This window comes from Agromyces marinus, assembly GCF_021442325.1.
Lineage (GTDB): Bacteria > Actinomycetota > Actinomycetes > Actinomycetales > Microbacteriaceae > Agromyces > Agromyces marinus.
On sequence record NZ_CP087879.1, the window covers coordinates 2,583,294 to 2,606,719 of the forward strand.

Below are 23,426 nucleotides of genomic sequence, written 5' to 3' on the forward strand. Positions count from 1 at the left end.
GAATGAGCAACCTCGAACGTGATCCGGTGGAGGTGCTCAGCCCACCGGACGAGGCGACCGGCGCGGGCATCGTCGTCTTCGACGCCCGCGAGGTGCCGCTCGGCGGCCCACGCGCGATGCCGGTCCGGCGCACCCTCCCCCAGCGCGGCCGCACGACCATCGGCGCATGGTGCTTCATCGACCACTACGGTCCCGACGAGGTCGAGACGACCGGCGGCATGGTGGTGCCGCCGCACCCGCACACGGGCCTGCAGACGGTCAGCTGGCTGTTCGCGGGCGAGATCGAGCACCGCGACTCGACCGGCGTCCACGAGCGCGTGCGGCCCGGCGGCGTGAACCTCATGACCGCCGGCCGCGGGATCTCCCACTCGGAGGTCTCCACCCCCGACACGACACGGCTGCACGGCGTCCAGCTCTGGGTCGCGCTGCCCGAAGGCTCACGGCGGGTCGCCCCGTTCTTCGAACGCGCCGACACCGTGGCGGTCGAGCTCGACGACGCGACCGTCCGGGTGTTCGCGGGCGAGCTCGCCGGCCCCGACGGGGCCCCGACGACGGATGCCGCGGCATCGCCGATCACGACGTTCACGCCCCTGCTCGGGGCCCAGGTCGACCTTCCCCCGGGCGGCTCGGTCGAGTTCCCGCTCGACCCGGGGTTCGAGCACGGGGTGCTCGTCGACGCCGGCCCCGTCGGGGTCGGGCTCCCGGACGCCGGGGTCCGCGTCGACGTCGCGTGGTCGCAGCTGGCCGTGCTCGAGCCCGGGCCGACGCGCGTGCGACTCGCGGCGGGCGAGGAACCGGCCCGGGTGATCGTGCTCGGCGGGCGGCCGTTCACCGAGCAGCTCGTCATGTGGTGGAACTTCATCGGGCGCTCGCATGAGGAGATCGTCGAGTTCCGGAGGCGATGGCAGTCCGACGTGATCGACCGCAACGACCCGGACGGCCCGTTCGGCACCGTCACCGGCTACGACGGTGCGCCGCTTCCCGCGCCCGGTCTTCCGTCCGTCCGCCTGAAGCCCCGGCCCTGAGACGACGGACGGCGCCGGCCGGGAACAGGTCCCGGACGGCGCCGCCGTGGCATCCGTCGACTACGGTGCGGGAACCGCCTCTCCTTCGCTCCCCGCCCAGAACAGGCCGCGGGCGATCTGCCCGAACTGACCCACGGGGTGGGTGCGGAAGTTCATCGAGGTGCCGAACATGAGCACGCGGTTGCCCGCCTCGGTCTCGGTCGAGACCGCCGACGCCTGCCCCGCGGCATCCGTCGTCGAACGGCCCGCCGAGTCGCGCCAGTGGCCCGCGATGAACGGGTCGCCGGCCGCGTACGTCTGCTCGACGACCGCGCCTGCACCGAGGTTCGTGTACCAGACGGCCGGGTAGACGAAGGCGGTGTCGGCCGGGTAGGTCCCCAGGAGTCCGCCGGCGACCGGATCGACCGAGACGATGCCGTTCGATCCGCTCGTTCCCGCGGTCGCCGTCGAGCTCAGCAGACCGAACGCGTTCGCGAACGCGGCGATCGCGGTGCCCTCGCCCACGACGCCGCCGCCGTCGGCCAGGTACTCCTCGACCTCGGCACGACCGGCCGCCTGCGACGACGAGAAGTTGAGGTTGGCGCCGATCCAGAGCACGTCGACGTCGTCGAGGTTCGCGGCACCGCTCGTGAGCGACGCGGACGAGACCTGGACGGGGTCGTCGAAGCCGAGCTTCTGGAGCGTCAGCAGCTCCTCGCCGCCGCCCGAGTAGGCGACCGCCAGGTCGCCCAGTCCCGTGCTCTCCTCCGAGGCCAGGCGCGACCCGTCGGATGCCGTGAACGCCACGCCGTAGAGCTCGGCGACCTCCTCGGCCGCCGAGCGGCCCGCGGCATCCGCTTCGATCACGACCGAGCCGTCGGCGAACGCCGAGACGGGCACGCCCGACTCGATCAGCGCGTTCACGGCCTGGTACTCCGCGACGCCCGTCGTGGCGAGCTCGAGGTGGGACCCGCCTGCCGGCACCGACCCGGTCGGCGCCGCCTCGGCCACCGCCTTGAGCTTCGCCGTGAGCGCGGGGTCGCCCGTGGAACCGATCGCGTCGACGTCGGCCCCCCAGAGCAGGGCGAGGCTCCACGCCGAGATGTCGTACATGTCGGGCACGCGCTCCGAGATGTCGGACCCGTCCGCGAGCAGCACGTTCGCCATGCCGCGCAGCGGCTGGTGCATGTCGACGACGTAGGAGCCCGCCGCGTAGGTCGTGCCGTCCGCCGTGAACGCGGAGGATGCGCGTTGCACCTCGACGCCGTTCGCGATGAGCTGGTCGACGAGGTTGGCGGCATCCGTCGCCGAACGCTGCGCCTCACCGGCGGGGATGACGTAGGCCCGGGGGAACTCGGCGGTGTAGACGTCGGTCTCGTCCCAGATCTCGGCCCACTGGTTCGGCGCCGGCACGTCGGCCGGGTCGACGTCGGCGGGGATCTCCACGAGGGGCTCGCCCGCGTCGCCGCGCCGGAAGATCTCGATCTGGTTCTCGAGCAGCGAATCGGCGTTCTCGACGACGTAGTCGACCGAGGTCTCGATGACCACGCCCGCCACCTCGATGTTCACCGCGGAGTTCGCGGCGTTCCTCGGGTCGCTCGGCGGGTTCACCCGTCCGAGCGGAAGCTCGACCGTGTTCGTGACCGCGCCCTGGTAGGCGACGTACTGCGGCGTGAAGATCGGGGGCCAGTCGTCCCACCCTGCCCGGATGTCGCGGTAGGGGATCCGGATGTTGCCCGTGTTCTCGGTCGTGACCCGGTTCGTCTCGAGGTCGAGGTAGGTGTTGCCCGGGATGTCCGCTGCGGTCACGGCCTCCTCGATCTCGAGCGCCGCCGCGTACGCGTGCGGCAGGAAGAGGTCGTACTCGTAGTTCTCACCGTGGGGCGGGCCGCACGGCTCGACCTGCAGCACGCTCGTGTAGCCGTGCAGGTCGATGTAGAACGTCGGCTGGATGACCCCCGACAGGTCGCGGATGATCCGCGCCTCGTTCGTGGCGCCCGTGATCATGTCGCGGTTCGCGTCGAACCCGGTCGCCGTCGCGCGCTGGCCGAGCGCCCGGCCGTCGGGGTTGTTGGTGACGGTGAAGTAGAGCCGGTTGTGCTCGAGCAGGTCCGCCACCTCGTCGTACGGCGCGGTCGCCAGGTGCTCGATGTAGTCGAGGACGGCGTCGGTGCCCTCCCACTCGTTGCCGTGGATGTTGGCGTTGAACCAGATCGGCACCTTGTAGTTCTTCATGAGCGAGGCGTTCTTCGCCGCCGTCTCGGGCTTGTGCTTGATCATGTCGCGGAAGAGCGCCTGACGCCGCGTCTCGCCCGGGTTCTCGGGCGCCGTCAGCGTGACCAGGTGGATGTCGCGCCCGAGCGCCGACTGCCCGACGACCTGCACCGAGATGCGGTCGCTGCCGGCGGTGAGCTCGTTCAGCCGCGGTGCGATCTCGTCGTAGGGGATGACGCCGCGAGCGATCGACGCGTCGGTCGGGTCGTCGGCGACGGTCGCGAGCTCGGGCTGGAACGGGTAACTGGTCGGCGGGGCGACCATCGGCGAGACGGGGGTGACGATCGGAACCGCCGCGTCGCCCTCCAGGGCTGCGGCGGGTGTGGAACCGGCGACGAGTGTCGTGGCCAGGACGGCCGTGACACCCGCGCCAGCGAGGGTGCGTTGCATCGACATGCTGCTCCGTAGGGTCGCTGGATCGGAGGGTCCGGTTCGCCGTGGTCTCGGCGGATCGCGCCGTGGACGACGAACCGCGCACGACTCGCGGTGGAATCGTGCGCTGGAACTCGGTACACGCCAGCCTTGCATGCGCACGCATGCGGTCACCAGACCGTTTCGTTGCGTGCGTGTGAAGATTCTTGCGGGTTCCGCGCCTACTGCAGGGCCGAGGTGAGCCGCGCCAGGTTGTCGAGCACGGTGGAGCGCAGCGGCTGGCGCATCCACTCGTCGAGCGTGAGTTCGCGGCTGTCGCGCCGGTACTCGTCCTCGACGATGCGCATCTCGCGGACGAACGACGCGCCGCGCACGAGCAGCGAGACCTCCATGTTGAGCTCGAATGAGCGGATGTCCATGTTGCTCGAACCGATGACGGCGACATCGTCGTCGACCGTGAAGTGCTTCGAGTGCAGGATGTACGGCGCCTTGTAGAGGTAGATGCGGACCCCCGCACGCAGCAGGGCCTCGTAGTAGGAGCGCTGGGCGTGGTACACGAGCGCCTGGTCTCCGATCTCGGAGACGAACAGCTCGACGTGCACCCCCCGCTGCGTCGCCCCGCTGATCGCGCGGAGCATCGCGTCGTCGGGTACGAAGTACGGGCTCGTGATGATGATCCGCTCGCGCGCCGCGTACAGGAGCGCGAGGAAGAGCTTGAGGTTGTTCTCGTTCGGGTGGCCCGGGCCGCTCGGCACGACCTGGCAGTCCAGGTTCTGCTCCTCGGGCGGCTGGTCGAACGGGATCAGGTCGAGGTCGTCCCGGTAGGGAACCTCACCGGTCTCGAGGTACCAGTCGGTCGCGAAGATGGCGTCGAGGCCGGAGACGATGGGCCCCTCGAGCTCGGCGACGAGCTCCTTCCACTTCAGGCCCCGCCGGATGTTGCCGCGCTTGTTGTAGCTGCGATCGATGATGTTCTGCGAGCCCATGTAGGCGATGTCGCCGTCGACGACGAGGATCTTCCGGTGGTTGCGCAGGTCCGGCCGCTGGTACTTGCCTCGCAGCGGTTGCACGGGCAGCATGAGCCGCCACTGCACCCCCATGCCTTCGAGCCTGCGCAGGGTGCGGCGGTAGCCCTTCGACCGGAACGACGCGACGTGGTCGAGCAGCACCCGGACCTCGACGCCCCGGGCGACCGCGTCGCCGAGCGCATCGAAGAAGGGCGCGGTCGTCCGGTCGTAGGCGAGGATGTAGAACTCGGCGTGCACGAACCGCTCGGCCCGGCCGATCGCCTCGGTCATCGCATCCAGCGACTCTTGGTACCCGCCGAGGAGCCGGGCGCCGTTGCGCCCGATGAGCGGCATCGCGCCGAGGTTGCGGTTCAGGCGCACGACGCCCTCGAACCAGTCGGGCCACGCGCTGCTGTCGCTGACCTGCTCGACGCCGTGGGTGTGCTCCCGGATGAACCGGTCGACCTCGGCCTGCTTCGTGCGGCGCGCCTTCGGGAGCTTCGGGTTCCCGATCAGCAGGAAGAAGAAGACCCCGAGCCACGGGATGAAGAAGATCGCGAGCAGCCACGCCATGCCCGCGGTCGGCCGCCGGTTTCGCGGCACGACGACCACGGCGACGATGCGCACGACGATGTCGGCGATCAGGACGAGCAGGGCGATGACCGCCGTGATCTGAGCCGCCGTCATCGGTGCTAGACGGCGCTGTCTGTCCCGGCGCGCTTCGCGCGCTCTTCAGCCTCGATCTTCGCGTAGGCGTCGCGCTCGGACCGGTCCGCGCGCAGCAGCGATCGCATCACGAACCAGAAGATGAGCCCGATGAGCACGGTCGGCGTGAGCGACCAGATCGCATTCGCCCAGTAATCGTCCATAGCCGTATCAGAATACCCCGGGCTTTCCCGCGCGTTCGCCGTGAGGTTCCCTCAGCCGCCGGTGGCGATGCCCCAGACGCCCGAACACAGCCGCCTCACTTGACCAGCGGGAACAGGATGGTCTCGCGGATGCCGAGCCCGGTGATCGCCATCAGCAGACGGTCGATGCCCATGCCCATGCCGCCGGTCGGCGGCATGCCGAACTCGAGGGCGCGCAGGAACTCCTCGTCCAGGCGCATCGCCTCGGGGTCGCCGCCCGCTGCGAGCTTGGCCTGTTCGACGAAGCGCTCGCGCTGCACGACCGGGTCGACGAGTTCGGAGTAGCCCGTGGCGAGCTCGAAGCCCCGCACGTAGAGGTCCCACTTCTCGACGACGCCCGGGATCGACCGGTGCTCGCGCACGAGCGGCGACGTGTCGAGCGGGAAGTCCATGACGAACGTGGGCCGCACGAGACCGGTCTTGACGTGGTGCTCCCAGAGCTCTTCGACGTACTTGCCGGGCAGCGGGTGGTCGATCTCGATGTCGACGGCGTCGGCGAGTTCCTTCAGGCGAGACATGGGCGTCTGCGCGGTGATCTCCTCGCCGATGGCTTCGGAGAGCGACCCGTACATCGACAGCCGGTCCCACTGGCCGCCGAGGTCGTACTCGGTGCCGTCGGCCCAGGTCACGACGTGCGAGCCCGAGACGGATGCCGCGGCGTCCTGGATGAGCTTCTGGGTGAGGTCGGCGATCGAGTGGTAGTCGCCGTACGCCTGGTAGGCCTCGAGCATCGCGAACTCGGGGCTGTGGGTCGAGTCGGCGCCCTCGTTGCGGAAGTTGCGGTTGATCTCGAACACGCGCTCGATGCCGCCGACCACGGCGCGCTTGAGGTACAGCTCGGGCGCGATGCGCAGGTACAACTCGGTGTCGAACGCGTTCGAGTGCGTGACGAACGGGCGAGCGGATGCCCCGCCGTGCATGACCTGCAGCATCGGGGTCTCGACCTCGACGAAGCCGAGCTCGGTGAACGTGCGGCGCAGGCTCGCGTTGACCTTGGCCCGGTCGATGACGTTGCGGCGGGCCTGCTCGCGCGCGATCAGGTCGAGGTAGCGGCTGCGCACGCGGGTCTCTTCCGAGAGATCGTTGTGCAGGTTCGGCAGCGGGTTGATGGCCTTGGCCGCCATCCGCCACTCGGTCGCCATGATCGAGAGTTCCCCGCGACGGCTCGTGATGACCTCGCCCGCGACGAAGACGTGGTCGCCGAGGTCGACGAGGTCCTTCCACGCCGCGAGCGTCTCCTCGCCGACCTCGGCGAGCGAGACCATGGCCTGGATGCGGCTGCCGTCGCCGGACTGCAGCGCGGCGAAGCAGAGCTTGCCGGTGTTGCGCAGGTGCACGATCCGGCCGGAGACGCCGACCCGTTCGCCGCTCTGCTCGTCGACGCCGAGGCCGACGAAGCGCGCGCGGACCTCGGCGATGCTCGCCGTGATCGGCAGCGACACCGGGTAGGCGCCCTGACCGGCATCGGCCGCCTCGCCGTTCAGGCGTTCGCGCTTGGCCAGGCGCACGGACTTCTGCTCCGAGATCTCCTCGGCGGTCGGCTCGTGCGTGGTCTCGTCGGCCATGGCTTCTCCGGATCGGTGACGTTCGTGGGGTCGGGCATCCGAGCGGATGCCGCCCACCAGCGTATCCCGCCGTGGCTGGACGCTCGGAAGGTGACGGATGCCGCGGGGCGGACGGTGCACGGCTGCGACGGCCGACGCGCCGTCAGCCGAGCACGATGTCGGTGTTGTCGATCAGCCGTGTGCCGCCGACGTGGGCGGCCACGAGCACGGTCGCGGGGCCGGTCGCGCCGTCGTCGACGGGAAGGAAGGTGACCGGGTCGACGACCACGAGGTAGTCGAGTTCGATGCCGTCGTGGTCTCCGAACGCGCCCGCGGCCTCGGCGAGGACCTCGTCGAGGCCGTCGGCGGCTGCGGCGTGCGCCGCGGCGAGCGACTCCGAGAGGGCGAGCGCGGTGCGGCGGCCGTCGACGTCGAGGTACCGGTTGCGGCTGGACATCGCCAGGCCGTCCGCCTCGCGGACCGTGGGGACGATCTCGAGTTCGAGCGGCACGTCGAGGTCGGCGACCATGCGACGCACGAGGAAGACCTGCTGTGCGTCCTTCTGGCCGAACACGGCACGGTCGGGCGCGACGATGTGGAACAGCTTCGCGACGACGGTGAGCATGCCGTCGAAGTGGCCGGGACGCGACGCGCCCTCGTACAGTGTGCCGACGTGCCCGGCCGCGATGCGCGTGCTCGTCTCGCCGTCCGGGTACATCTCGGCGGCACCCGGCGCGAACACGTACGCCACGCCTTCGCGCGCGAGTGCGGCGAGGTCGGCGTCGAGCGTGCGGGGGTAGCGGTCGAGGTCTTCCCCGGCACCGAACTGCAGGGGGTTGACGAAGATCGAGACCACGACGACGTCGGCGAGCTCGCGTGCCCGGCGCACGAGCGCGAAGTGGCCCTCGTGCAGCGCGCCCATGGTGGGCACGAGCGCGACCGAACGGCCGGCCGTGCGCTCGCCGCGCAGCGCCCCGCGGAGGCCGGCGATCCGCTCGTGCACGACCGGGAGGCCGACCTCGCCGTCCACGACGGTCTGCGATTCCTCCGTCACGGTGCACCTCCCGAGCGATCGTCTCCGGCCCCGTCGATGGTAGTCGTCGGGTCGACGGGTGCCGTCGCGTCGATCGTCGGTCCCGGGTCGTGGCGTGCGAGCGCGTTCTCGACCGCGGTGCGGACGAGCGGCGCGAGCACCGCTCCGGCGCGCGGCATCCCGATGCCCTCGAGGATTCCCGTGGCCTGGTCGACGATCGCCGAGGAGAAGGTCGTGGCCGTGTCGATCGCCTCGGCGTAGGCCGCCCGGTCGCGTTCGGCGACGACGAACGGTTCGCCGCCCATCTCGACGACGAGCGCCTGCGCGATCGGGAGGACCGGTGCGGGGGCCGTGACCGCGAACCAGGTTCCGGCGAGCCGCCCCAGGTCGATGCTCGTCCCGGTGAACGCCATGGCCGGGTGGATGGCGAGCGGGATGGCGCCCGCGCGCATCGCCGGTTCGAGCACGGCGACGCCGTGCCTCGCAGAGGTGTGCACGACGAGCTGCCCGGGTCGCCAGACCCCGGCGGCGGCGAGCCCCGCGACGAGCCCCTCGAGTTCGTCGCCGGGCACGGCGAGCAGCACGAGTTCACTGCGTTCGACGATCTCGGGGACGGCGAGCACGGGCAGGTCGGGCAGCATCGCCGCGGCACGCTCGCGGCTCGCTTCGGAGACCGCGGAGATCCCGGTCAGGGCGTGCCCGGCGCCGGCGAGCGCCGAGGCGAGCACGGCCCCGACCCGCCCGGCGCCGATCGTTCCGACGCCGAGTCGTCCGGCTCGCTGCTCAGGGCGCATGCGCGGCCCCCCACCGGTCGCTGCGATCGCGGAGCGCACGCTCGACGGCTTCGGCCGCGATCCGGTCGAACAGCGCGTGGGCGTCGGCACGGTCGAGCGCGGCGACCGACGGGGTGACGGGGCCCGCGACCGTGTGGATGCTCAACGACGCGAGCCCCAGCCCGCGCCGAACGGGCCCAGCCTCGACGGCGACGGACTGCATGCGCGCGAGGGGAACGAGGGCGAGCCTGCGCAGCAGCCACCCGCGCCTGAGGATCGCGCTCCCGCCGACGAGGGCGACGCCGATGCGGCGCCACGAGAACCAGCGGATGACCCGGGCGCGACCGGGCGCGGAGACGAACCCGTCGCTCGGACCCGAGCCGCCGAGGCCGGCGCCCAGGACCGCGGCGATCTCGTCGTCGGCGTCGGGCGCGAGCAGCCCGATGACGCGACGCACGTCCTCTGCCGTCCCGACGGGCAGCACGATGGTGCGTCGAGCGGCCTCGGCGTTGGCCGTCAGCGACTGCCCGGCGACGTTCACGCGGATCGACCACCAGCCGAACGCGCGCCAGAGCAGCCACTGCGACACCTCGATGGCGTGCACGCGACCCGGCGGGATGGTCTGGTTGGCGGTCGACAGCAGGCCGGAGCCGATGCGGACGCCGTCGGGCGTACCCGCGATCGAGTACCGCAGCGACCCGCTGATGCTCGACCACAGGTACCCGACCACACCGATCGCCGCGGGGATGAACGTGAACAGCACCCACATCTCGCCCGTGGACAGGCCGATCACGATCGCGGCGATGACCGCGACGAACCAGATCATCGACCCGCCGAGGAGCGCCGAGGCGATCACGCGCGCGAGCGGAAGGTGCACGACCGACTCGGGCGGGGCGAGGTCGGGGTCGAGTTCGGGCGCGAGGAACTCCTCGACGCGACGGCCGACGAGCGCTTCGGTGCGATCGCGGAGCGTCTCGGCTCCGGCGCCCAACTCGGATCCGGTGGCCGGTTCGGTTCCGGCGGGCCGCTCGGTTCCGCCCGGCAGCTCCGCGGCTGGCGAGGCGGTCGCGACCGCCGCGGCATCCGTCGCCGGGTTCCGCGCACCCGAAGCCAGGCGCAGGATGTCGCCGCGCAAGCGGTCGGCCTGCGCCGACCCGAGGTAGGTCAACGCCACGTTGGCCGACTGCCCGGCCACCGAGACGTCGAGCTTGGCCGCACCGAAGAGCCGGGCGAACATGGGTCGGGCGATGTTGATGCCCTGGATCCGGTCGAGCCGAGCACTCCGGTGCGAGCGGAACAGGATGCCGCTGCGCACCTCGACCGCTTCGTCGGTGACGCGGAAGGTGTGCATCCGCCATGCGAGCCAGAATCCTGCGACGACGAGCACGATGACGACCACGAGACCGAGCAGCGCCCACCCGACGAGCCCGTGCGTGACGATGCCCCCGATCGGATCCTCGCCCCAGTCGCCGTCGAACCCACCGTCGCCGCCCGGCGCGCGGTCCGCGCCGGGTGCGAACAGCAGCACGAACAGTTCGATGCCTCGCTCGCGGAGGTTGGCGATGATGAAGCCGACGACCGCGATGAACACCAGTCCGCCGCGCAGGAGCGGGCTCGCCGGATGCAGCCGGTGCCACTCGCCGTCGGCGAGCGGGCCGACGCTCGTGCGTGCCTCGGGAGCGGTCACAGGCCCGCCCTGCGGGTCTCGGCGAGCGCGACGAGTTCATCGCGCAGCGCCTCGGCGTCTTCGAGCGTGAGGCCCGGCAGGGTCACGGCGGTCGCCGCGGCTGCGGTCACGAACTTCAGGTCTGCCAGGCCCAGCGCGCGGCTGACGGGGCCGCGCGTGATGTCGACGAGCTGCATCCGGCCATAGGGCACGGCGACCTGCCGCTGGAACATGATCCCCCGGCGGAAGACGAGGTCGTCGGCCCGACGGCGGTACCGGATCGAGCGCACCCGGCGGGGCTCGAACGCGATCGCGACGGCCGCGAGGACCGCGACGGCGATGCCCGCCCAGGTCGCCCAGGTCAGTTCGAACCACGCGCCGACCACCAGCAGGACGGCGACCGTGATGCCCGCCGTGATGACGGACCCGACGACCTCGACGACGACGTGCTTCGGCGACACTCGCCGCCAGTCGTCGTCGACGTGCACGGCCCCGTTGTCGGACCCGTCGGCCGGAGCACCCGCCGGCGCAGGCGCGACCCCACCCGCCGGCGCAGGCTCGCCCGCACCCGACGGCGCGGCGAGGTCGATGGGGGCGACGGCGGCCTCGGGTGCGGTGTCCTCGGGGTCAGGCATGCGCCGAGCCCTCCTCTTCTTCTGGGTCGTCGGGCGGAAGGGTGCAGAAGTGCTCGGCGACCAGGGCACCGGTCAGGAGCAGCGCCGAACCGATCGCGGTCGCCAGGGCCATCCAGACGGTGCCGGCGGGCGGGAGCACGCTGCGCGTGACCAGGAACAGGGTGATGCCGATACCCGCGCCCAGCACGAGCGCCCCGGTGATGCTGCTGGCCTTCGCCAGCACGGCGACGCGGGCCGCACGGAACGGATCGATGCGTCGCCGCCCCGAGCCGCGGACCGCCTGCCGGATGGGCCAGGCGACCAGTACGACGATGACGCCGATCCCCACGAGGGTGAATGCGAGCGACACGGGCGGCACGAGCGCCGCCGCACCGCTCGACACGAGCAGGAGTTCGCCGAGGTATGCGACGGCCACTCCGGCGATGGCGAACGCGACGAGGGTCGAGGGGTGGGTGCGCTTCACCGACGCACCACCTCATCGATCGCCCGCGCCCGCAGGTCGGCGACTCGGCCGCGACCTGCGATCTCGGCCTCGGGGTCGACGTCGAGCCACGGCTGGAGCACGAACGCGCGCTCCCAGGCGCGCGGATGCGGCAGTTCGAGCCGATCGGACTCGACCCGGGCGCCGCCGTGGTCGACGAGGTCGAGGTCGAGCGTCCGGTCGCCCCAACGCGTCTCACGGGACCGGCCGTGCTCGGTCTCGACGCGCTGGAGCAGGTCGAGCAGCGCGTGCGGGTCGAGCGAGGTCTCGACCACGAGCACGCCGTTGAGGTAGCGCGGAGCATCGTGGTCGACCCCGCCCGGTCGTACCGCAGCGGTCTCGTACACCGGCGAGGCGGCGAGGAGCTCGACGCCCTCGGCCTCGGCGATGGCCCTGGTCGCCGAGGCGATCGTCCGCTCGCGATCGCCGAGGTTCGCACCGAACGCGATCACCGCGCGGGTCACGACCGGCTCCGCACGATGGTGACCGCGACGTCGTCGAACGGCACCTCGATCGGCGCCTGCGGCTTGTGCACGGTCACCGTCGCCTCCTCGACGCCCGCGAACCCGAGCGCGACCTCGGCCACGCGTTCGGCGACCGTCTCGATGAGGTCGACCGGGTCGCGCTCGACGGCACGGGCGACCGCGACCGCGAGCTCGCCGTAGTGCACGGTGCTGCCGAGGTCGTCGCCCGCCGCCGCGCCCGCGAGATCGACGGCGACCGACACGTCGATCACGAACTCCTGGCCCCGTTCGCGTTCGAAGTCGAAGACGCCGTGGTGTGCGCGGACGCGGATGCCGGTCACGGCGATCCGATCACGAGTGCTGGCCACGTCGTCCACTCTGCCATGCACCGGCGACGGCGAGCGCGACGCGCGTGCCCGCGACGTCGTGGACCCGCAGCCCCCAGGCGCCGGCCCGGGCGGCGAGCACGCTCACGACCGCGGTCGGCAGGTCGCGTTCCTCGACCGCGGCGCCGTCGGGCAGCAGCGCCCCGAGGAACCGCTTGCGCGATGCCCCCACGAGCAGCGGGAAGCCGAGCCCGGCGAGCACGTCGAGGTTCGCGAGCAGCTCCCAATTCTGCTCGGCCCGCTTCGAGAACCCGAGACCCGGGTCGAGGATGAGCCGGCCGGGCGCGATGCCCGCTGCGAGCAGGTCGTCCACGCGACGGCCGAGCTCGTCGCGCACGTCGCGTGCGACGTCGTCGTACTCGGCGAGGTCGTCCATCCGATCGGAGTGGCCGCGCCAGTGCATGGCGACGTAGGTGGCGCCCGACTCGGCCGCGATGCGCGCCATGTCGGGGTCGGCCAGGCCCGCCGAGACGTCGTTCAGGATCTCCGCTCCCGCCTCGACCGCGGCCGCGGCCGTCGCGGCCCGCATCGTGTCGACGCTGACCCGCAGGCCGCGCCCGGCGAGCTCGCGCACCACCGGGATGACGCGGCGCAGCTCTTCGTCCGGGTCCACGCGTGCGGCGCCAGGCCGGGTGGACTCGCCCCCGACGTCGAGCACGTCGGCGCCCTCGGAGACGAGTTCGAGCGCGTGGGCGACCGCCGCCTCGGGGTCGAACCACCGGCCGCCGTCGCTGAACGAGTCGGGCGTGACGTTCACGACGCCCATGAGGATCGGCGCTGGCGGCAGAGCGGATGCCGCGGGCTCAGCCACCACTCCCCGATCCGATGAGCGCCATGACCTCGGCACGCGCCGCGGGCGCGGCGAACTCCCCGCGGCTGGCCACGGTCACGGTCGAGCTGCGCGCCTGCCGCGCGCCGCGGGTCGTGACGCACGTGTGCACCGCGTCGAGCACGACGAGCACGCCGCGCGGCTGCAGGCCGGCCTCGAGGGCGTCGGCGACCTCCTCGGCGATGCGCTCCTGCAACTGCGGCCGGCTCGAGACCGTGTCGAGGACGGCGGGGATCCGCCCGAGCCCGACGATCCGCTCCCCCGGCAGGTAGGCGATGTGCGCCGTCCCGGTGAACGGCACCAGGTGGTGTTCGCAGACCGACCGGAAGGAGAGCTCGCGGAGCACGACCGCGTCCGAGGTCGCCGCTGCGCCGGCATCCGTCTCACCCGCGGGGACCGCGTCTGCCAGCGGCAGCGTCGCGTCGACGCCGATGCCGCTGAAGTACTCGGCATACGCCTCGGCGACCCGCCTGGGCGTGCGCTCGAGCCCCGGACGCTCCGGATCCTCGCCGATCGCGAGCAGCAGTTCGTGCACGGCGCGCTCGATGCGGTCGGTGTCGACCCGCGTCATGGCACCCTCCTCTGCGCCGGCCCCCGCGCCGCGGCTCACGCCGTGGCGGGACGCGGCTTCGTGTTCTGCGTCAGGGACGCCTTCGCCTCCTCGACGGGCGTGCCCGAGTCGACGCCGCCGTCCACGGCGCCCTGGTCGATCGGGGCGCGGCTGGTCGGGAACGGGATCGGCGGGACGTCCGAGACCGGGCGGTTGTCGCTCGAGAGCCACAGCGGCCGCTCGGGGAGCTTGCGCACGTCGTGGAAGATCTCGGCGATCTGGCGGTGGTCGAGGGTCTCGTTCTCGAGGAGCTCGGCGGCCAGCCGGTCGAGGATGTCGCGGTTGTCGTTGAGCACCTGCCACGCCTCGTCGTGCGCCTGCTCGATGAGGGCGCGCACCTCGGTGTCGACGCGTTCGGCGAGCTCCTCCGAGTAGTCGCGCTGGTGGCCCATGTCGCGGCCGAGGAACACCTCGCCCTGGGACTGGCCGAGCTTCACCGCGCCGATGGTGGCCGACATGCCGTACTCGGTGACCATCTTCCGTGCCGTGGCGGTGGCCTTCTCGATGTCGTTCGAGGCACCCGTCGACGGGTCGTGGAACACGATCTCCTCTGCGACCCGGCCGCCCATCGCGTACGTGAGCTGGTCGAGCAGCTCGTTGCGGGTGACGGAGTACTTGTCTTCGAGCGGCAGCACCATCGTGTACCCGAGCGCGCGCCCGCGCGGCAGGATCGTGATCTTCGTCACCGGGTCGGTGTGGTTCATCGCCGCGGCGGCGAGCGCGTGCCCGCCCTCGTGGTACGCGGTGATGAGCTTCTCCTTGTCCTTCATCACGCGCGTGCGACGCTGCGGGCCCGCGATCACGCGGTCGACGGCCTCGTCGAGCGCGCGGTCGTCGATGAGCTGCGCGTTCGAGCGCGCCGTGAGCAGCGCGGCCTCGTTGAGGACGTTCGCGAGGTCGGCGCCCGTGAAGCCCGGCGTCTTGCGCGCGAGCACCTCGAGGTCGACGCCGTTGGCCAGGGGCTTGCCCTTCGAGTGCACCTCGAGGATCTTCTGGCGGCCCTTGAGGTCGGGCGCGTCGACGCCGATCTGGCGGTCGAAGCGGCCCGGGCGCAGCAGCGCCGGGTCGAGGATGTCGGGGCGGTTGGTCGCCGCGATGAGGATGACGTTGGTCTTCGGGTCGAAGCCGTCCATCTCGACGAGCAGCTGGTTCAGCGTCTGCTCGCGCTCGTCGTGCCCGCCGCCGAGGCCCGCACCGCGGTGACGGCCGACGGCGTCGATCTCGTCGACGAAGATGATCGCCGGGGCGTTCTGCTTGGCCTGGTCGAAGAGGTCGCGCACGCGGCTCGCGCCGACGCCGACGAACATCTCCACGAAGTCGGAGCCCGAGATCGAGTAGAACGGCACGCCGGCCTCACCCGCGACGGCGCGGGCGAGCAGGGTCTTGCCGGTGCCGGGAGGGCCGTACAGGAGCACGCCCTTCGGAATGCGCGCGCCGACGGCCTGGAACTTGGCGGGCTCCTTCAGGAACTCCTTGATCTCGTGGAGTTCCTCGATGGCCTCCTCGGCTCCGGCGACGTCGGCGAAGGTGACCTTCGGGCTCTCCTTCGAGACGAGCTTGGCCTTGGACTTGCCGAACTGCATGACGCGGTTGCCGCCGCCCTGCATGCCCGAGAGGATGATCCAGAAGAACAGGCCGATGAGCACGAGCGGCAGCAGGATGCCGAGCATCGAGAGGAACCAGTTCGGCTGCGGGACCTCGTCGTCGTACCCGTCGGCCGGGTTCGCCGCGTCGACGGCCTCGATCACGTCGGGCCCGCGAGGCGTGACGAAGTAGAACTGCACCTGCGTGCCGAGGTCGTCCTCGGCTTCGCTGAGCGTGAGGTCGACGCGGTTCTCGACGTCGACGATCTTCACGGCGGCCGCCTTGCCGTCGTTCAGGAGCTCGAGGCCCTGCTGGGTCGACACCTCGCGGAAGCCGGACTGCGTGATGAGCGTCGATCCGATCCACACCGCGATGATCGCCAGCACGATGTAGAGGACCGGCCCGCGAAGGATCTTCTTCATGTTCATGGTGCTAGCAGGCTACCTGCTGCCCGCTGGAGGTCGGCCGATTGTTCGCTGTGGGCGCGAGGTGCCGGTCACGAGGTCGGCGGGTGCTTCGCCGGGTCCTCCGGTTCGTAGTGCGACATGATGCCGTCGACGGTCGCGGCCGCCTCGAGCGCACTCGGCGTGTAGCCGAGCACCACGGGAAGGAAGCAGTCCGACGCGAGCGCCCGGAGCCTGAGGTCGCCGCGCGCGACGACGCTGGCCAGCCGGCCGGTCGGGCGCAGCAGCGCGATCTCGCCGAAGCCCTCGCCCGGTCCGAGTTCCGCGACGACCCGCCCGTCCCGGACCACGTCGACCTCGCCGGACTCGATGACGTAGTACCGGTCGCCGAGCTCGCCCTGTGCGAACACGGTCGCACCGGATGCCACCGCCACGGGCTGGAGTCCCCGCGCGAGCTGCTCGATGGAGGGCAGCGGGAGCGGCGTGAGCATCGACACCCTGCGCAGCAGCGCGACATCCGAGTCGAGTGTCGCCACCGAGCGGTCGAGCCTGCGCAGCCGCCACCACGACGCCGCGGCGAGCACCGGGCAGAGCAGGCCGATCGCGATGAGGGCGAACTCGATGCCGAACCCGTCGATGAGGGCCGCCGCGACGACTCCGCCGAGCCCGCCGAACACCGCGATGAGGCTCTCGACGACGCCGAAGACGCGCGCGAGCACCGTCTCGGGGGCGAGCCTCGCGATCAGCGTGAACCCGGCGACGTCGACGAGCGCGTTGCCGACGCCGACGAAGGAGAGCAGCACGAGTGCGGCGGCCTGGTCGGGGAAGACGCCGACGAGCGCGATGGGCAGGCCCCAGAGGGCGATCCCGACCGCGAACCACGAGCCGAGCCGGGCCGTGCCCACGAGCAGCGAGGCTCCGAGGGACCCGGCGACGGCGCCCACCCCGACGGCGGTCATGAGCGCACCGACACCGGGTTCACCGGTTGCGAGGAGTTCGATCGCGACCACCACGGAGAGGACCGTGAGCGCGCCGCGGGTCAGCCCCTGCGCCGCGACGAGGGTGAGCATGAGCACGAGGCCCCGGTTGCGCCCGACCGCCCGGAGGCCCTCGACGGCCTCCTTCGCGATGTTCGGGGCGGTCGTCGCTGCCGGTCGCGGCGGCGCCTCGTACCGCAGGCGCATGAGCAGTGCCGCCGCCGCGAAGGATGCCGCGGCGGCAACGCCGAACACGGCGTCGACGCCCGCGAACTGGAGCAGCACGGCGGCCAGCAACGGCCCGAGGACCGTGGCCGCCGAGTCGAGCAGCCCGCGGACCATGTTGGCGCTCGCGAGTTCGGACCCGGTGCGGCACAGCGACGGCAGGAGCGCCGAGTGGGCCGGACGGTAGAGCGTCGCCGCGATGGTCGAGACCACGGCGAGCAGGTAGACCAGGGCGATCGGCCCCGCGAACGCGACCACGACCCCCACGGCCGCGGTCGCGGCACCGCGCACGGTCGACACCAGGATCAGGACGCGTTCGCGGCGACCCCGGTCGGCGATGGGCGAGAGCAGCGGGGCGAGCAGCGCCGACGGGAGCATGCGCAGCAGCCCGACGAACCCGACCGCCGCCGCACCGCCGTCACGGTAGGCGACGATCCCGAGCGCGACGGTGAACGCCCACTCCGCGGTCCATGCGCCGAGGAAGCTGAGCTGGGCGCGACGCAGGTCGGAGTTGCGCCAGTTGCTCGCGAAGGCCTGGCCGGCTCCCCGCAACCGGCCCCCGCGCCCCCGCTCCCCCATGAGACGACCCCCGCGCCTACGACGCGTCGGCGCTCATGAGTACACGTGCGGCGCGAGGATCGCGACGTCCCGCAGGTTGCGGTACCGCTCGGCGAAGTCGAGCCCGTAGCCGACGACGAACTGGTTCGGGATGTCGAAGCCGAGGTACTTCACGTCGATCTCGACCTTCGCGGCATCCGGCTTGCGCAGCAGCGCACAGATCTCGATCGACGCCGCACCGCGGCTGGCGAGGTTGCCGAGCAGCCAGCTCAGCGTGAGCCCGGAGTCGATGATGTCCTCGACGATGAGCACGTGCCGGCCCGACAGGTCGGAGTCGAGGTCCTTCAGGATCTTCACGACGCCCGAGGACTGCGTGCCCGCCCCGTACGACGAGACCGCCATCCAGTCCATGCTCACGTGGGGGCGCAGTTCGCGCGCCAGGTCGGCCATGACCATGACGGCGCCCTTGAGGACGCCGACGAGGAGCAGTTCGCGCCCCTCGTAGTCGGCTTCGATGCGGCGGGCGAGCTCGGCGAGCTTGTCGCGGATCTCCTGCTCCGTCACGAGGACCTCGGTCAGGTCGTTCTCGATCTCGCGCGAATCCATCCCGAGCTCCTCCTGGCTGTCTGGGCGAACGGATGCCATGAGCCTACGCCGCACGCTCAGTGATCGTGCGGCAGGATCTCGGTCGATCCGGTCGTCGAGAGCACGAGGTACGAGTCGGCCCGGGTCGCGCGGATGCCGCGGGGCAGGTCGATCGGCCCCTGCCCGTGCCAGTCGGTCGCGAGCCGGGCCACCTCGAGGGTCTGGGTGCGGCTGAGGGAGACCCCGAACTCGCTGCCGACGACGTGCCGGATGATGCGCTGCCGCAGCGCCGCGGGGTTCGCGGCGAGCACCGCGACCGAGATCGCGATCCCGGCCTCGGCGGGTTCGCACACCTCTTCGATGAACTCGTCGATCTGGTCGGCGAACGCCTGCTCGTCCTCGCGCAACTGCTCGGCCGTGCGCGCGAGCGCATCGGCGATGCCCGGCCCGAGCTCGGCCTCGAGCACGGGCAGCACCCGTTCGCGCACGCGCACGCGCGCGTACGCCGGGTCGGCGTTGTGGGGGTCGTCCCACGGCGCGAGTCCGGCGTCGAGGCAGGCCTGCCTCGTCGTGGCGCGGCGGATGGCGAGCAGGGGCCGCGCGTACCGCCCCGAGCGCGCGGCCATGCCGCCGAGGCTCGCCGAGCCCGATCCGCGTGCGAGACCGAGCAGCACCGTCTCGGCCTGGTCGTCGAGCGTGTGGCCGAGCAGCACCGTCTCCGCTCCGGTCGCGCGCGCGGCGGCGTCGAGCGCCGCGTAGCGTGCGGCGCGCGCCGCGCCTTCCGGTCCCGCGCCGCCAGGCTCCGCCGCGGCGTCGACGCGCCGGACGAGCACCGGGTCGAGCCCGAGGTCGCGTGCGACGGATGCCGCGGCATCCGCCTGCGCCTGCGAACCCGCTTGGAGGCCGTGGTCGACGACGACGGCGCCGGCCCGCCACCCGGCCCGCGGGGCCTCGAACGCGGTCGCAGCGGCGAGCGCGAGGGAATCCGGCCCGCCCGAGAGCGCGACCAGCGCGAGCGGGTCGTCGGCCCGCGCCGGAAGCGCCGACCGGACCGCGCGTCGCACGTCGGCGACGGACGGGGTCAGGCGGGGTCGTCGCTCCGAAGGCATCACGTAACCTTATTCCGGCCATCCGGGCGCGAGGCGCGCCATCCGCAACGAGGAGAACAGCATGGGCGAGTACGCCGCCGTCATCGAGATCCCCAAGGGGAGCCGCAACAAGTACGAGGTCGACCACGAGACCGGCCGGGTGTTCCTCGACCGCGTGCTCTACACGAACTTCGTCTACCCCACCGACTACGGGTTCTTCGAGAACACCCTGGGCGACGACGGCGACCCGCTCGACGTGCTCGTGCTCACGCAGTACCCGCTGTTCCCGGGCGTGGGCGTGAAGGTGCGGCCGGTGGGCGTGTTCCACATGACCGACGACGGCGGCGGCGACGCCAAGGTCATCGCGGTCCCCGCGGGCGACCCGCGCTGGAACGACATCCAGGACATCGAGGACGTGCCCGAGTACACCCGCAAGGAGATCGAGCACTTCTTCGAGCACTACAAGGACCTCGAGCCCGGCAAGTGGGTCAAGACCGAGGGCTGGGCGGATGCCGCGGAGGCCGAGTCGCTCATCGCCAAGGCGATCGAGGCGTACCCGGGTCACTGACCCGGAAGCGGATGCCGCGGCATCCGCTTCACGTCGCGAAGGGCGGGCCTGCGGGCTCGCCCTTCGTCGTCGGTCAGCCGAGCGAGATGCCCCGCGCCGACATGAACGAGAGCGGGTTGATGCGGCTCCACCCGTCGTACACCTCGAAGTGCAGGTGGCATCCGGTCGACGCACCGGTGGTGCCGCTCGAGGCGATCACCTGGCCGGAGTTCACCCACTGGCCGTAGCCGACGAACAACCCGCCCGGGCGGATGTGGGCGTACCCGGTGGAGATGCCCCCGCCGTGGTCGATCTTGATGAAGTTGCCGTAGCTGCCAGACCACCCGGAGTAGACGACGGTTCCCGAGTTCGCCGCGCGGATCGGCGCCGAGCACCCGGTGGCGAGGTCGACCGCGTAGTGGAACGAGTTCGAGCAGTAGCCGCCCTCGCAGATGACCTCGCGGGGACCGTAGTAGCCCGAGATCCAGCCGTATGCGGGCTTCGACCAACCGGATGACGCGGTCGAACCGCCGCCACCGCCGCCGCCTCCGCCGCCACCGCCGCCACCGGCCGCTGCCGCGGCGGCGGCCGCTTCGGCGGCCTTGCGACGGCGCTCCTCCTCGGCCTTGCGGCGGCGCTCCTCCTCCTCCTTGCGCTTGCGCTCGCCCTCCTCGTAGGCGGCGGTGGTCTTCGCCTCCGCGTCCTTGAGGAACGCCAGCTGCTGGTCGAGCTCGATCTTCTTCGCCTCGGACTCGGCGAGCGCCGCCTCCGCAGCGGCCTGCGCGGCCTGCGCGGCGGCCAGCGCCTTCTCGGCGGCGATGCGCAGCTTCTCGCGCTCGGCGCGCGCGACCTCGGCCTGGTCGGCGAGGGACTGCGCGGTGTTGCCCGCCTCCTGCGCCTCCTGGTAGATGTCGGCCGTGCGCTCGACGAGCTTCTCCATCGACCCGAGCTTCGACAGCAACAGGTCGGTGCTCGCGGCGTCGCCCGCGTCGAACAGCAGGTTCACGCCGAGATCCGACCCCCCGGTCCGGTAGAGCTGCGCCGCGAGCTGGCCGGCGTTGCTCTCGGCCTCGTCGGCGGCCGCCTGAGCCTCGTCCGCCTGCGCCTGGATGTCGTCGGCCCGACGCACCGCGTCGTCGTAGGCCTGCTGGGCGACGAAGAGCTCCTCGGTGCGGCGCTCCGCCTCGGCGCGCGCCGCCGCGACGTTCGCCTCGAGCTCGCCGATCAGACCGATGATCTGGTCGACGGCCCGCGCGGCGGCCTTCGTGTCGGCCTTCGCCTGCTGCACCTCGGGCCACGTCGGGTAGTCGGCGGCGTACGCGGGGGCGGGGTTCGCCACGACGCCGCCCGTCGCGCCGATCACCAGGGCGAGCACCGCCGCGAACGCGCGCAGTCGGCCGCCGCGCGTGCGCGGGGATCCGGGCTCTGCGATTCGCGACATCTCTTCCCATCCGCACGGCCGTCCGGCGCGCGCTCATGTTCTCCTGCGTGCGGGCAGTGGCCCTGCCACACTAGGCACGGAAGCGCGGCCCATCGGGCATTTCGCTCGGGCGTGGCGGGAGTGCGTTCCGCCCGCCCGAGCTCGTTTTGGAATCTCGGCGAGGTTCGCATATGCTTTCTTCTCGGCGGTCGAACCTCACGGCGAGACCTCCGGCCCCATCGTTTAGCGGCCTAGGACACCGCCCTTTCACGGCGGCAGCACGGGTTCGAATCCCGTTGGGGTCACCCCGCGATGGGTTTACAATTGAACAGCTTCTTTACGAGGCCCTGTGGCGCAGTTGGTTAGCGTGCCGCCCTGTCACGGCGGAGGTCGCGGGTTCAAGTCCCGTCAGGGTCGCTCAGGCGACAGGCCCTTTCCCTTTCGAGTGAAGGGGCTTTCTCCTTATCATCGAGGTGCTTCGGCACCCCGAGGCTCTGTAGCTCAGTTGGTAGAGCGTTCGACTGAAAATCGAAAGGTCACCGGATCGATGCCGGTCGGAGCCACAGTCAAAACCCCCGGTTTACCGGGGGTTTTCTCGTTGGCGTGGACCTAACGCGAGGGCCTTCGGTGAGCTTGGGCCATTCTTGGGCCATTAACTCTAGACGGCGTCTTCCCCGGGGCCATCTCTGTTGCCGCGTCGTCCGCTGCTCCGAGCATCTGGTCGAGCGCCGCGCCAGCGCGGAGCGCGACGCCTTCTCGGGCGCGTGAATAGCGTTCCGTCACCTGCAGACTCGAATGGCCGAGGGTCGCCTGCACGTCGGGTGCGCTCGCGCCGGCGTCGAACAGGATCGTCGCGAACGTGTGACGCAGATCGTGGACGCGGAGGTCGGGCCGGCCGATCGCCTTGCGCAATTCCTCCCAGTCGACGCCACGGCGGGCGTTGTGGTTCGTGAGCCGTCCGCCGTCTGGTCCGGAGAACAGCAGGTCGCTCGGCTGCTTGCCGCGCGCGGCCTGCTCGGCGTACGGGCGCAGCGCGTCGATCAGCGGGACCTCGCGTGACTTGTGGCTCTTCGGGGACTGCTCGATCAGCTCGCCTCGCTGGCCGGGGCTCAGCGAGCGGCTGACGCGGATGATGCCGCGCTCGAAATCGACGTCGCCGACGCGGAGCGCAGTCGCCTCGCCCGCGCGCATGCCGGTGTAGACGAGCGCGGCGACGTAGCTGCGGTAGGCGCCCTCCGGCACAAGCTCGAGGAGCGTGCGCACCTGGTCGAGTGTGAGCGCCCGCGAGATCGGCGAGACCGACTCGCGCATGCTCGGCCGCTTCACCTCGCGCGCCGGGTTGTAGTCGATGAACCGCGAACGCCGAGCACCGTCGAGCAGGCGCGAGAGCACGGCGAGCGCGTCGTTCTTCGCGGATGCCCCACCCGACCACGCGACCATCGCGGACTCGATCATCGGCGAAGTGATGTCCTGGAGCCGATGCCGGCCGAGACTCGGCTTCACACGCAACCGCCAGGCGACGCCGTAGCCTCGTGCGGTTGCGGGACGTACGGACGACTCGATCGCCGGCCAGTACTTCTCGTGCCACTGCTCGAGGGTCATCGAGCCATTCGGGTTGCGGCCGGCGACCATCTTCGCGAGCTCGCGCTTGGCCTCGGCGAGGGTGAGGAACATCCGCGTGCGCTCAGCCGCTCCCCCGTCGACGCTCGGCCCGACTACACGGATCTGGTACCGCTGTCGATCGGCGCGCCAACGGATGCCCTCGGGCAGAGGTCGCCCGGTGCGCGGATCGACCCGCGTCGGGGAATCTCGGCCCGGCCGACCGGCCATCAGGTCTCAGTGCCACCTCGGGCAAGGAGTTCGTCGATGGTGTCGGCGCTCCAGAGCAGGTGCTTGCCCATGTGGGCGTCGGGCTCGGGGATGAGTCCGTCGCGTCTGAGCTTGTCGAAGCTTGAGACCGGGATGCGACACCGCTCGGCCGCCTCGGCGCGGTTCAGGTACTCGACCCTCACGGCGATATCGACCATGACGAACCCCTTCCGACCAGCCGCT

General features: G+C 71.5%; 22 protein-coding genes and 3 tRNA genes. 5 read left to right on the forward strand and 20 right to left on the reverse strand.

What is annotated here, in order from left to right:
• Positions 1-2: 2 nt before the first annotated feature.
• Positions 3-1,025: a pirin family protein gene (locus DSM26151_RS12070; protein WP_234659776.1), complete on the forward strand. Its 1,023-nt coding sequence runs from the start codon at positions 3-5 to the stop codon at positions 1,023-1,025.
• Positions 1,026-1,085: 60 nt separating this feature from the next.
• On the opposite strand, the gene DSM26151_RS12075 is transcribed toward DSM26151_RS12070, so the two are convergent.
• From DSM26151_RS12075 to tilS, 17 genes are all read right to left on the reverse strand, one after another.
• Entirely contained in the window at positions 1,086-3,668 is a 2,583-nt protein-coding gene (locus tag DSM26151_RS12075; protein WP_234659777.1) for a M14 family zinc carboxypeptidase, read from the reverse strand.
• A gap of 203 nt (positions 3,669-3,871) precedes the next feature.
• The gene (cls, locus tag DSM26151_RS12080) at positions 3,872-5,344 is read right to left on the reverse strand and encodes a cardiolipin synthase (protein WP_234659778.1); all 1,473 of its coding nucleotides are present in this window, start codon (positions 5,342-5,344) and stop codon (positions 3,872-3,874) included.
• A gap of 5 nt (positions 5,345-5,349) precedes the next feature.
• Positions 5,350-5,526 carry a hypothetical protein gene (locus DSM26151_RS12085; RefSeq protein WP_234659779.1) on the reverse strand — a complete coding sequence of 59 codons (177 nt, stop codon included), beginning with the start codon at positions 5,524-5,526 and terminating at the stop codon, positions 5,350-5,352.
• Between the two features lie 95 nt (positions 5,527-5,621).
• Positions 5,622-7,130: a lysine--tRNA ligase gene (gene lysS, locus DSM26151_RS12090; RefSeq protein ID WP_234659780.1), complete on the reverse strand. Its 1,509-nt coding sequence runs from the start codon at positions 7,128-7,130 to the stop codon at positions 5,622-5,624.
• 142 nt (positions 7,131-7,272) lie between these two features.
• Complete coding sequence (gene panC / locus DSM26151_RS12095; RefSeq protein WP_407650993.1) at positions 7,273-8,163, reverse strand: pantoate--beta-alanine ligase; 891 nt, start codon at positions 8,161-8,163, stop codon at positions 7,273-7,275.
• On the reverse strand, positions 8,160-8,936 hold the full coding sequence (locus DSM26151_RS12100) for a Rossmann-like and DUF2520 domain-containing protein (protein WP_234659781.1): 777 nt from the start codon (positions 8,934-8,936) through the stop codon (positions 8,160-8,162). Before DSM26151_RS12100 ends, panC begins: the two co-directional genes overlap by 4 nt.
• Positions 8,926-10,602 (reverse strand): PH domain-containing protein, encoded by a 1,677-nt coding sequence (locus DSM26151_RS12105; RefSeq protein ID WP_234659782.1) that lies wholly within the window; start codon positions 10,600-10,602, stop codon positions 8,926-8,928. Before DSM26151_RS12105 ends, DSM26151_RS12100 begins: the two co-directional genes overlap by 11 nt.
• A complete protein-coding gene (locus tag DSM26151_RS12110) occupies positions 10,599-11,216 on the reverse strand; it encodes a PH domain-containing protein (protein ID WP_234659783.1) in 618 nt (205 codons plus the stop codon). Before DSM26151_RS12110 ends, DSM26151_RS12105 begins: the two co-directional genes overlap by 4 nt.
• Positions 11,209-11,679 carry a DUF3180 domain-containing protein gene (locus DSM26151_RS12115; RefSeq protein ID WP_234659784.1) on the reverse strand — a complete coding sequence of 157 codons (471 nt, stop codon included), beginning with the start codon at positions 11,677-11,679 and terminating at the stop codon, positions 11,209-11,211. Before DSM26151_RS12115 ends, DSM26151_RS12110 begins: the two co-directional genes overlap by 8 nt.
• Positions 11,676-12,161, reverse strand: coding sequence for a 2-amino-4-hydroxy-6-hydroxymethyldihydropteridine diphosphokinase (gene folK / locus DSM26151_RS12120; protein ID WP_234659785.1), 486 nt, complete (start codon positions 12,159-12,161; stop codon positions 11,676-11,678). Before folK ends, DSM26151_RS12115 begins: the two co-directional genes overlap by 4 nt.
• Positions 12,158-12,529 (reverse strand): dihydroneopterin aldolase, encoded by a 372-nt coding sequence (gene folB / locus DSM26151_RS12125; RefSeq protein WP_234659786.1) that lies wholly within the window; start codon positions 12,527-12,529, stop codon positions 12,158-12,160. Before folB ends, folK begins: the two co-directional genes overlap by 4 nt.
• Positions 12,513-13,313, reverse strand: a complete 801-nt coding sequence (folP, locus tag DSM26151_RS12130) for a dihydropteroate synthase (RefSeq protein WP_234661891.1) — start codon at positions 13,311-13,313, stop codon at positions 12,513-12,515. Before folP ends, folB begins: the two co-directional genes overlap by 17 nt.
• Before the next feature lie 37 nt (positions 13,314-13,350).
• Positions 13,351-13,947 carry a GTP cyclohydrolase I gene (folE, locus tag DSM26151_RS12135; RefSeq protein WP_234659787.1) on the reverse strand — a complete coding sequence of 199 codons (597 nt, stop codon included), beginning with the start codon at positions 13,945-13,947 and terminating at the stop codon, positions 13,351-13,353.
• A gap of 35 nt (positions 13,948-13,982) precedes the next feature.
• A complete protein-coding gene (gene ftsH, locus DSM26151_RS12140; RefSeq protein WP_234659788.1) occupies positions 13,983-15,998 on the reverse strand; it encodes an ATP-dependent zinc metalloprotease FtsH in 2,016 nt (671 codons plus the stop codon).
• A 68-nt stretch (positions 15,999-16,066) separates the two neighbouring features.
• A complete protein-coding gene (locus tag DSM26151_RS12145; protein WP_234659789.1) occupies positions 16,067-17,755 on the reverse strand; it encodes an MFS transporter in 1,689 nt (562 codons plus the stop codon).
• A gap of 33 nt (positions 17,756-17,788) precedes the next feature.
• On the reverse strand, positions 17,789-18,340 hold the full coding sequence (gene hpt, locus DSM26151_RS12150; RefSeq protein WP_234659790.1) for a hypoxanthine phosphoribosyltransferase: 552 nt from the start codon (positions 18,338-18,340) through the stop codon (positions 17,789-17,791).
• A gap of 56 nt (positions 18,341-18,396) precedes the next feature.
• Positions 18,397-19,428 (reverse strand): tRNA lysidine(34) synthetase TilS, encoded by a 1,032-nt coding sequence (gene tilS, locus DSM26151_RS12155; protein WP_234659791.1) that lies wholly within the window; start codon positions 19,426-19,428, stop codon positions 18,397-18,399.
• 61 nt (positions 19,429-19,489) lie between these two features.
• Between tilS and ppa the strand changes: the two genes are divergently transcribed.
• Positions 19,490-19,975 (forward strand): inorganic diphosphatase, encoded by a 486-nt coding sequence (gene ppa, locus DSM26151_RS12160; protein WP_234659792.1) that lies wholly within the window; start codon positions 19,490-19,492, stop codon positions 19,973-19,975.
• Between the two features lie 73 nt (positions 19,976-20,048).
• Here ppa and DSM26151_RS12165 read toward each other — a convergent pair whose 3' ends face one another.
• A complete protein-coding gene (locus tag DSM26151_RS12165; protein WP_234659793.1) occupies positions 20,049-21,395 on the reverse strand; it encodes a peptidoglycan DD-metalloendopeptidase family protein in 1,347 nt (448 codons plus the stop codon).
• A 211-nt stretch (positions 21,396-21,606) separates the two neighbouring features.
• Here DSM26151_RS12165 and DSM26151_RS12170 point away from each other — a divergent pair.
• From DSM26151_RS12170 to DSM26151_RS12180, 3 genes are all read left to right on the forward strand, one after another.
• Positions 21,607-21,679: transfer RNA gene (locus DSM26151_RS12170), tRNA-Glu, on the forward strand.
• 38 nt (positions 21,680-21,717) lie between these two features.
• Positions 21,718-21,791, forward strand: a tRNA-Asp gene (locus tag DSM26151_RS12175).
• Between the two features lie 73 nt (positions 21,792-21,864).
• Positions 21,865-21,937, forward strand: a tRNA-Phe gene (locus DSM26151_RS12180).
• Positions 21,938-21,983: 46 nt separating this feature from the next.
• Here the strand turns inward: DSM26151_RS12180 and DSM26151_RS12185 are convergent.
• Positions 21,984-23,048 carry a tyrosine-type recombinase/integrase gene (locus tag DSM26151_RS12185; protein ID WP_234659794.1) on the reverse strand — a complete coding sequence of 355 codons (1,065 nt, stop codon included), beginning with the start codon at positions 23,046-23,048 and terminating at the stop codon, positions 21,984-21,986.
• A gap of 155 nt (positions 23,049-23,203) precedes the next feature.
• Entirely contained in the window at positions 23,204-23,401 is a 198-nt protein-coding gene (locus DSM26151_RS12190; protein WP_234659795.1) for a hypothetical protein, read from the reverse strand.
• Positions 23,402-23,426 lie beyond the last annotated feature (25 nt).